Raw genomic sequence first — 4758 nt, forward strand, 5'->3', positions numbered from 1 at the left:
CCCGCCCTTTTTTTTTTCTTGGGCGCGCGCGCCCCCAGGCCCCCCCCGCGGTCTGAGCGTGTGGAGTGCTTGCCACCCCCCCGGCCCCCGGCCCCCCCGCGGCGGTGGGTGGAGGGCCCTCGTGCTGCCGGTTCCACCTGTGGTCCACCCCGGCGCCGATCAACCGGGGGCACCGGATCCGTAACGTCGGAGAGGTCAGTACAAGCCTCCTGTCGGGACGGAGAAGTCCGATGACCGCCCTCGTCAACATCGTCGTGATCATCGCGGTGATGGTCCTCGTGGTCCAGCGCCAGATGCGCGCCCAGCGCCTGGACACCGAGCGCCGCTTCTGGCTGCTGCCGCTGATCCTCGGCGCGCTCGCGCTGCGCGACCCGCAGCTCATCGACCACCAGCACACCGCGCTGTCCGCCACCCTGGTCGGGTGCGGCCTGGCGGCGGTGGTCGCGATGGGCTCCGTCTGGGGCTGGACCGTGCGGCTGTGGCGGGCCGGGGACGGTTCGGTCTGGGCCAAGGGCACCAAGGCCACGGTGGCCGCCTGGGTCGGCATGCTCGCCATCCGGCTCGCCCTGTACGGCGTCGGCGCGGCACTGCACGTCCACCAGGCGGGCAGCGCGCTGCTGCTGGGACTGGCGGTCCTGCTGCTGACCCGCTCGTTCGTGGTGAACTGGCGGGCACGGGCCCTGGACCTGCCGCAACAGGCCGCCGTACCGCGCTGACCGCGCTGACCGCCTTGCCCGGGGCCTGCCGGGCCCGCTGTCCGAGAACGTCGAGGAGGCACCCGTGGCCGAGTGGTACTGGACCCGCTGGCCGTCCCGCGAGGGGCTGGAGCGCGAGGCCGGGAGATGGCCGCGGCGGGTCCTCTCCCTGCTCGGCCGCACCGTCCTGCTGGTCGTCGTCTGCTGGGGGACGTTCTCCGGCGGCAAGTACACGGGCTGGGCGGTGGCGATCGCGGCGGCCGGACTGCTCGGGGTCGCCGCCCTGGCCGCCGGCTACCTCTACGCCACCCGGGAGCAGCGCCTGGCGCTCTCGCTCGGCCTGGCCGCCGCCCTGCTCGGCAGCGCCTGGCTGGCCAACTGGGGGCAGGCCTACCTGCTGGCCGACTTCGTCTGGTGCGGGCTGGCCGTGATCGGGGTGGTCCGGCTGCCGCCCGCGCCCGGCCTGCTCACCGCGGCGGCCGCGCTGGGCTCGTACACCGCCGCCAGCTGGGCGAGTTGGGTGAGCATCTTCGCCACCATCGGCGGGCTCGGCCTGCTCGGCTACCTGCTGCGGCTGGACGTCGAGGCCCGTGGCACCGCCCGCCAACTGCTCACCCAGGAGCGCGCCGCCCGGGCCGCCGAGGCGGAGAGCGCGGCGCTCGCCGAACGGGCCAGGATCGCCCGGGAGATCCACGACGTGCTCGCGCACAGCCTCTCCGCGCAGCTCGTCCACCTGGAGGCGGCCCGGCTGATGCTGGACGCCGGCACCGACCGCGAGCAGATCCGCGAACGGGTCGTCGCCGCCCGGCGGATGGCCCAGGACGGGCTGGTCGAGACCCGGCAGGCGCTGTCCGCGCTGCGCGGCGAACTCACCCCGGTCGGCGAGTTCCTGGTGGAGCTGACCGGGCGGGAGCGGGCCACGCTCACCGTCACCGGCACGCCCCGGCCGCTCGCCGCCGAGGCCGCCCTCGCGGTGCGGCGCACCGCGCAGGAGGCGGTGACCAACGTCCGCAAGCACGCGCCCGGCGCCCGGTGCACCGTCGAACTGCGCTACCTGGCGGAGGCGGTGGAGCTGGAGGTGCGCAACTCCCGCCCTCCGCGCGGCGAACCGTCCGGGGAGCTGTCGGCCAGCGGCAGCGGGTACGGTCTGCTGGGGATGCGCGAACGCGCGGAACTGCTCGGCGGCACCCTGCTGGCGGGCCCCGAGGACGGAGGGTGGCGCGTGCTGCTGCAGGTGCCGGCATGAGCGAGCGCGGCGAGCTCATCATCAGCAGGTACGGATTTCGCGAAGCGACTGCCGAGCGAAGCGGGGCGGGCGCATGAGCGAGCGCGGCGAGCTCATCATCAGCAGGTGCGGATTTCGCGAAGCGACTGCCGAGCGAAGCGGGGCGGGCGCATGAGCGAGGCAGAGGTCACCAGGGTGCTGGTGGTGGACGACCAGACGGTGGTGCGCGAGGGCATCGTGATGCTGCTGGGGCTGCTGCCCGGCATCGAGGTGGTCGGCGCGGCGGCGGACGGGGAGGAGGCCGTCGCCCTGGTGGAGCGGTGTCACCCGGACGTGGTGCTGATGGATCTGCGGATGCCGCGCGTCGACGGCGTCGAGGCGACCCGGCGGATCCGGGCCGCGCACCCGCAGACCGAGGTCGTGGTGCTCACCACCTACGCCGACGACGACTCGCTGTTCCCCGCTCTGCAGGCCGGGGCGCGCGGATACCTCACCAAGGACGCCGGCGGTGAGGAGATCGCCCGGGCGATCGCGGACGTCCGCGCGGGGGCGGCCGGGCTCTCGCCGCAGATCCAACTCCGTTTGCTGGAAAGGCTTTCAGGGCCTCCGGCCGGATCCGTGCCGGGGGCCGGGAAGCCGGTCGGGCGGCCGGGGGAGCTCCCGGACGGGCTGACCGCCCGGGAGGCGGAGGTGCTGGCGCTGATCGCCGAGGGGCTCTCCAACGCCGAGATCGCCCAGCGGCTGTTCGTCAGCCAGGCCACCGTGAAGACGCACATCAACAACCTGTTCGCCAAGACCGCGGTGCGGGACCGGGCGCAGGCGGTCTCGTACGCCTTTCGACACGGGATCACCGGTACGCAGCAGTAGTCGGATGAGTGTCTGTCGGATGATCGATCACCTCATCGAGTGAAGGTATCGGCAATGGTCAGAGGGGCTGTCCGGCGGCCGCCATCATGGTTGGGGTCAGAGTGCCCGCCGGTCCAGGAGCAGTTGTGCCACAGCAGCAGACGAGCAGTCCCGGACAGGGGCAGCGATTTGACTGGTGGGCCGCTCCGGCCACCGCCACCGCCTCCGACCGGTCGGCCGTGCCCGGCCAACCGGCGGTGCCGGCCCAGTCGGCCCCCACCCGCGCGGTCCAGCCGGTACCGGCCGAGGGGGGGGCCCCCCCCGGGGCCCGCCCCCCCCCCCCACCCCCCCCCCCACCCGCGGGCGCCCCCCCGGCCCCGGGGGCCCCCCCCCCAACCCCCCCGGGGGAGCGGGGCCGTCCAGCGCAGCGACGCCTTCCAGGACATCCGCCGCAGCTACCGGTCGTTCGTCTTCCCGGTCAGCGGCGCCTTCCTCGGCTGGTTCCTGATGTACGTCGCCGCGCAGGCCGCCGCCCCCGGCCTGATGCGCAGTCAGGTGGCTGGCCCGCTCAACGTGGCCTGGCTGCTCGGCCTGCTGCAGTTCGCCTCCACCTTCCTGCTCACCTGGCTCTACGCCCGCAACGCCCGGACCAAGCGCGACCGCGCCGCCCTGGGCCTGCGCTGGGACACCCAGGACCAGCTGCGATGACGACCACGATCACGACCGCGGTGACGACCGCGATGACGACCGCCACCCCGCCCCCCGTCGCCCCCACCGGCGACCACCACGACCTCGCGATCGCGCTGTTCGCCGTCGTCGTCCTGGTCACCCTGGCGATCACCCTCTGGGTCGGCCGCCGGGGCAGCGCCACCGAGGACTTCTACGCCGGCGGCCGGGACTTCACCCCGCTCCAGAACGGCTTCGCGCTCTCCGGCGACTACCTCTCCGCCGCCTCCTTCCTCGGCGTCGCCGGGCTGATCGCGCTGTACGGCTACGACGGCGTGCTCTACAGCATCGGCTTCCTGGTCGCCTGGCTGGTGGTGCTGATGCTGGTCGCCGAACTGGTCCGCAACGCCGGCCGGTACACCCTCGCCGACGTGCTCGCCCTGCGGCTGCGCCGCCGCAAGGTCCGGGCCGCGGCCGGGGGCGCCAGCGTCGTCGTCACCCTGCTCTACCTGGTCGCCCAGATGGTCGGCGCGGGCTCGCTGGTCGCCCTGCTGCTCGGCACCAACAGCGCCCAGGCCCGGACCTGGACCATCGTCGCCGTCGGCGGACTGATGATCGTCTACGTCACGATCGGCGGGATGCGGGCCACCACCTGGATCCAGATCGTCAAGGCCTTCCTGCTGATCGCCGGCTCGGTGCTGCTCACCGTGCTGCTGATGGTCCGCTTCCACGGCGACGTCGGCGAGCTGATGCGCCAGGCCGCCCAGCACAGCGGCGCCGGGCGGCGCTACCTCGAACCCGGCCTCAAGTACGGCGCCACCTTCACCAGCCGGCTCGACTTCTTCAGCCTGGGCCTCGCCCTGGTGCTCGGCACCGCCGGACTGCCGCACATCCTGTCCCGCTTCTACACCGTGCCCACCGCGCGGGCCGCCCGCCGCTCCACGATGTGGGCGATCGGCCTGGTCGGCGGCTTCTACCTGATGGCCATCGCGCTCGGCCTGGGCGCGACCGCGCTGGTCGGCTCGGCGGAGGTGCGGCACGCCAACTCGGCCGGGAACACCGCCGTCCCGCTGCTCGCCCTGGTGCTCGGCGGCGGCAACGGCAGCACTGGCGGGGTGGTGCTGTTCGCGCTGATCTCGGCGATCGCCTTCGCCACTATCCTCGCGGTGGTCGCCGGGCTCACCCTGGCCTCCTCGGCGGCCTTCGCCCACGACATCTGGGCCGGCGCCTGGCGCGGCCGGCCGCGCCGGCGCCCCATCCGGCGGCGCGCCGCCGGGCCGCGGCCCCCGGGCGGGGGGGGGGGGGGGGCCGCGGGGGGTGCGGGCG

The 4758-nt window shown here is 74.4% G+C and carries 5 protein-coding genes; all 5 read left to right on the plus strand.

What is annotated here, in order from left to right:
• Positions 1 to 230 precede the first annotated feature (230 nt).
• Complete coding sequence (locus ACFV6I_RS18495; RefSeq protein ID WP_063349361.1) at positions 231 to 716, plus strand: CcdC protein domain-containing protein; 486 nt, start codon at positions 231 to 233, stop codon at positions 714 to 716.
• 64 nt (positions 717 to 780) lie between these two features.
• Positions 781 to 1941: a sensor histidine kinase gene (locus ACFV6I_RS18500; protein WP_380426359.1), complete on the plus strand. Its 1161-nt coding sequence runs from the start codon at positions 781 to 783 to the stop codon at positions 1939 to 1941.
• A 150-nt stretch (positions 1942 to 2091) separates the two neighbouring features.
• Positions 2092 to 2787, plus strand: coding sequence for a response regulator transcription factor (locus ACFV6I_RS18505; protein ID WP_063349363.1), 696 nt, complete (start codon positions 2092 to 2094; stop codon positions 2785 to 2787).
• Between the two features lie 54 nt (positions 2788 to 2841).
• A complete protein-coding gene (locus ACFV6I_RS18510) occupies positions 2842 to 3474 on the plus strand; it encodes a DUF485 domain-containing protein (RefSeq protein ID WP_380426361.1) in 633 nt (210 codons plus the stop codon).
• Between the two features lie 32 nt (positions 3475 to 3506).
• The coding region (locus ACFV6I_RS18515) for a cation acetate symporter (RefSeq protein WP_380426370.1) at positions 3507 to 4758 on the plus strand (1252 nt) is incomplete at its 3' end.

Origin of the sequence: Kitasatospora sp. NPDC059803 (assembly GCF_042732255.1) — a bacterium.
GTDB lineage: Bacteria > Actinomycetota > Actinomycetes > Streptomycetales > Streptomycetaceae > Kitasatospora.